A 5,036-nucleotide genomic window follows, 5' to 3' on the forward strand; every position below is an offset into this window, starting at 1 on the left:
ACCGAAAGCGCCGTGGTCGAATTTTACCTGTCGCATCCGGCAGACGACGCGACCCGCCCGGCTGACCAATCCGGTCATGGCGAAGCCTACTCCTTCATTGGAGCCGATACCTGCGGGGCCGACAGCCTCTACTCATTCTTAGTGCCTAAGACAGTATACGGCTACTCGCAGATGACCTTCCTCACAACCGATAAATTCGGCAACACATCTGAATTCGGTCCCAATTTCACCCTGATTCCCTCACCCCTTATTGTAGTCGCCTATTCGCCGGTCAACCTCAGGGTGACTGACCCCAACGGCTTCTATATTGGCAAAGACGCCGACGGCAATCTGACCCAGACTATCATAAACGCCACCTACGATGAAATAATCAATGACTCGGTGACCATCCCCAATCCGATTCTCGGGCATTACATTATTGAAATAATACCAGAATCCGATGCACCCCCTGGCTCCACCTATGGTGTCGGCATTCGTATCGACGGCTCGGTGCAGTCGTACATGGTCTGGGATGCGGCCGTTCCTGCCAGCGGCACCGTGGACACCGTATATTACTCGGTCGAAGAGGGATTCCCTTTTGTCAATGGCGACCCATCCGACAATGGCGCCGTTAACATTCTCGATGCAACTTTCTTGATAAGTTATTTATATAAGAATGGTCCTGCCCCTTATCCATTGACGGCCGGGGATGCCAATTGCAATGGTCGAATAAACATTCTGGATGCGACATATATCATCAGTTTTCTCTTCAAGGGAGGACCTCCCCCCTGTCAGGCGCCCCCGAAATGACCGCAATTTTCGACCATGGCGCCCTCTTCGGAGCCGACAGCCCGATTTGAATGGATCCGAAGGAATCGCCTTCCTTCGGCCTATTAAAATCCCTTGACAATCTAACCGCCAAAACGGTAGATTTCTGTCGGTAATAGAGCTCTCTGTGAAGACCGAAGAGACCAATATTTTCCGTTAATTGAATCAAAAAAAACCGGGTCTATAACTACGCCCGATTTCGCATCTAAAGGAGGTGAGAGCCGCCAGACTAACCTCAACTCTGCCATCGTGAGTTCACGAAACCCTTCAGTCTCAAATGTCAACCGGAGGAAAAATGAAAAAGTGCCTCATTCTCACAGGTATTCTTTTTCTATTCTGTTTTGCGTTGTCGAACTCTGATGACGCTAAAATCTTCACCGGCGACAGAGCCGCCGTACTGGGAGATATCCCTATCTCCTATGTTCCTGATGAAATCGTAATTCAGTTAAAATCCGACCGCAAGGCGGCGGTCAGCAAGCGCAGCGCTGATGCCGTTGCCTTTGCCGCTCAGACCTTAAATAAAATTGCCGCCGACTACCGGGTGGAAGCGGTCGTGGAGCATTTCCCCGGCTCCAAACCGGAGTTTATCAATGGTCATTACAGTGACCTTTCTGTCTTTTACAAAGTCAAAATCAGGTCGGGCAATGTGGATGACGTCGTCGCCGCTTTCAAAGCCGACCCTAATATCGAAACCGCCGAAAAGATTCCAATAATGCCGGTCTATGCCACCCCCAATGACGGTTTCTTTGCCCAGCAGTGGCATCTCAACCGCGCCAATGACCATGATGTCGATGCCCCGGAGGCGTGGGATGTTGAGACCGGCGATGCCACCGTTGTGGTGGCGGTGATGGATACCGGAGTGCGGTATTTCCATAAAGACCTGGGCGGCTCCAATGCCAGTTACAGCACCCCTACCGGCGCCGACGGCAACATGTGGATTAACTGGGCGGAAAAGAACGGCGCGGCCGGGGTCGATGATGACGGCAACGGGTATGTCGATGACTGGGTCGGCTATGACTGGGTCACCGGCACTTCCAGTTGCTGGTCGGGCGAAGACTGCTCTACCCCTGACAATGACCCGCGCGATTTTAACGGCCATGGCACTCATTGCGCCGGAAATGTCGCCGCCATCAATAATAACGGCTATGCCACCGCCGCCTCGGCCGGCGGATGGGGTAACGGCACCCTTCAGCCGACCGGAAATGGCGTCAAAGTGATGGCGCTTCGTATCGGCTGGTCGGCCCCCTATATCATTTATGAAGTCGGTTATGTCCGGATGGATTTCGCCGCTTCGGCATTCGATTATGCCCGTATCAAAGGGGCCAAAATAGCCTCCTGCAGCTGGGGGTCATCATCCCTGACCGCCTTCAATACTGCCGTAACCAATTTCATCAATGCCGGCGGTATCATTTTTGTCGCCGCCGGAAACAGCAACAACCAGACCGCCGACTATCTCAATGCCCGCACCGACCATAATATTGTCTCGGTTGCCGCCCTTGATTCCAACGGCTGCAAAGCGGACTTCTCCTCCTATGGCACCTGGGTCGATATCTCCGCCCCCGGAACCGGTATCATGTCGTCTTATCACGACCATGCTGACCCGACTAATGACTATGTCGCGGCGATGGACGGCACCTCGATGGCGACCCCGGTGACGGCCAGTATCGGCGCCCTGCTCTGGTCGAAGAACCCCTCCTGGACAGCGACACAGGTGGTCGATACTCTGAAAGCATATGTGGACAATATCTACGGTCTGACCTGCAACTCCAGTTTTGCCAGCAAACTGGGAACCGGAAGAGTCAATGCTTACAAAGTGGTAACCGCCGGCGGCACCCCCTGCGATGTCGTCGCCAATTTCAGCGGCGCGCCGACCTCGGGATGCGCCCCTCTGACGGTCAGTTTCACCGACCAGTCGACCGGACCGGTGACGTCATGGTCATGGAATTTCGGCGACGGCGGCACTTCGACCGCGCCGAACCCATCACATCAGTACACCGCGGCTGGAACCTATACCGTGACCTTGACGGTTACCTCGGCAGTCTGCAATGATGTTGAGACCAAGACCAACTATATCACGGTCAGCGGAGTCCCAACGGCGCAGTTTGTCGGCTCACCGACCTCCGGCTCGGCGCCGCTAACGGTGAATTTCACCGACCAGTCCACTGGAAGCCCCACTTCCTGGTCGTGGAATTTTGGCGACGGCGGCACCTCGACCGCGCAGAACCCGTCACACCAGTACACCGCCGCCGGCACCTATACGGTTACTCTGACAGCCACTAATGCCTGCGGCTCCGACCAGGAGATAAAGACCGGTTACATTACTGTGAGCACCGCTCCCGCCTGGACTGTCATTACCTTTGATAACTTCGAGACCGGAATGGGGAGTTATACCGATGGCGGCGCCGATATGAGTCGCTATACCGGTGGAACTTATGCCCATCAGGGAGTCGCCGCAGCGGACATTCAGGATAACAGCGGTGTGGCATCTTCATTCTACCACACTGCCAGTTACAATGTGACCGGTTACAATACGCTGGAGGTGGCTTTCTGGTTCCGGGCGCAGAGCATGGAATCGGGTGAAGATTTCTGGGTGCAGTATTTCGATGGCTCGGTCTGGAGAACGGTGGCGACTTATCGTTCCGGCACCGATTTTGTAAACGCCGTTTTCTATAATAAGGTGGTGACAATTTCGCGCGCCAGCTACAATTTCCCGACCAACGCCAAGATACGTTTCATGTGCGACGCCAGCAATGACCAGGATGATGTCTATATTGATGAAATCGAATTCCGCGGTTCGACCGGCACGGTGGCAGTCAATTACAGTGATGACCCGCCGGTTATTGCCAAAGATGGTCCTTTGCCCTCGGAGTTTGAATTGTATCAGAACTATCCGAACCCGTTCAATCCGCTGACGACGATTGAGATGAATCTGCCGGTGGCATCCCACTGGAATATCTGCATTTTCAATATTACCGGACAGCGGGTAGCGGAATTCAGCGGTTATGACAATGCGGGAAGAGTCTCGGTTGTATGGGACGCTTCCCGACACGCCTCGGGTATCTATCTATATAAGGCAAGCGCCGCCGGCGTGAGCGCTACCAGAAAGATGGTGCTGCTCAAATAGAAGACTATAGAGTCTTTTGCTTCGCACAGGATTCCGTCAGTTTGCGGCCCGATAATAATCGGGCTTGGGAACTGATAGAATATCAAGAAGGGCGCGTTTCACGCGCCCTTTTTTGGGGATGTATATCGATGCACATAAACATTTTCCTGCGAAAGCGACACTAATTACGATATATTATAAATATGTTAGCATCGTCTTATATCAGATTTGCATTTCTTGCTATCACGATACTATTGTATGCCTCCTGCCACAATCCCAACCAGGTTACATACACCGCTCCGCCGCCACGCACCATGCCGCTCGATAGCGCCGCCGAAGGCGGCGCCGGAAGCGCGGTCTGGAAGGAGCCGCCCGATTCCGCCACTGTTTCCTTTACGGTCCCGGGTGATTCCGCCTGCCCGGTAAAAATCGGGCTTTATGACAGCGGCCGCTCCCTGGTGCGCGTTTTAGCTGATTCCGTATATGCGCCGGGGAATCACCGTATCAACTGGCGCCCGCGCGACAAGGCTGGCGCCCCTTTGAGTTTAGGCTATTATTACTATCAGTTGGATATCTGCGGCAAACTATCGACCTTGAAATTCCCATACCGCCGCGAAAGACAGTGACCCGTTTCGGAACATCGGGACCGCCTCATCTTAATCCCTGTTGCAGTCTGAAAAGGTTCCCCCTTGTACCATCATATTTTCCTGACTTCCTGCATCCGGTTGCATCTTCTATTTTTCACTCTTAAAATGTGCAAAAATTGATATGCATTTATGTCGGCGAAAGCCGATAGAATAAGGGAATTCCGCCCTACCGGGATTTTTCGGGGGATTCCCCCCGAGAGGAAGGCGCGAGTTAAACAGTATTCGATTAAGGAGCGACAATGCCCAGTATCCTTGTAGTTGATGATAAAGATTCGATGCGGACGATGCTATCGCAGGCGCTCAGTGATGAGGGGTATCAGGTGGATGCCGTCGAAGGCGGCAAGAAAGCGCTTGACCTGGCGCGTCTGAAAAGTTACGACCTGGCAATCACCGATTTGAAGATGCCGGAGATGGATGGTCTTTCGGTCTTAAGCGGTCTCAAAGAAATAGACAGCGATATGACCGTCATTATCATGACC

General features: G+C 53.3%; 4 protein-coding genes. All 4 read left to right on the plus strand.

All coding sequences use genetic code 11. The annotated features are described in order from the left end of the window. Positions 1-789 (plus strand): dockerin type I repeat-containing protein (locus AB1690_03755; GenBank protein MEW6014419.1); only part of this gene is annotated, 789 nt, incomplete at its 5' end. Between the two features lie 313 nt (positions 790-1,102). Then, the gene (locus AB1690_03760; GenBank protein ID MEW6014420.1) at positions 1,103-3,931 is read left to right on the plus strand and encodes a PKD domain-containing protein; all 2,829 of its coding nucleotides are present in this window, start codon (positions 1,103-1,105) and stop codon (positions 3,929-3,931) included. A gap of 182 nt (positions 3,932-4,113) precedes the next feature. Then, entirely contained in the window at positions 4,114-4,536 is a 423-nt protein-coding gene (locus AB1690_03765; GenBank protein MEW6014421.1) for a hypothetical protein, read from the plus strand. A 260-nt stretch (positions 4,537-4,796) separates the two neighbouring features. Continuing rightward, positions 4,797-5,036, plus strand: a 240-nt coding sequence (locus tag AB1690_03770; protein MEW6014422.1) for a response regulator, incomplete at its 3' end; no start/stop codon positions are given.

It is taken from the genome of Candidatus Zixiibacteriota bacterium, from assembly GCA_040753495.1.
GTDB lineage: Bacteria > Zixibacteria > MSB-5A5 > GN15 > PGXB01 > DYGG01.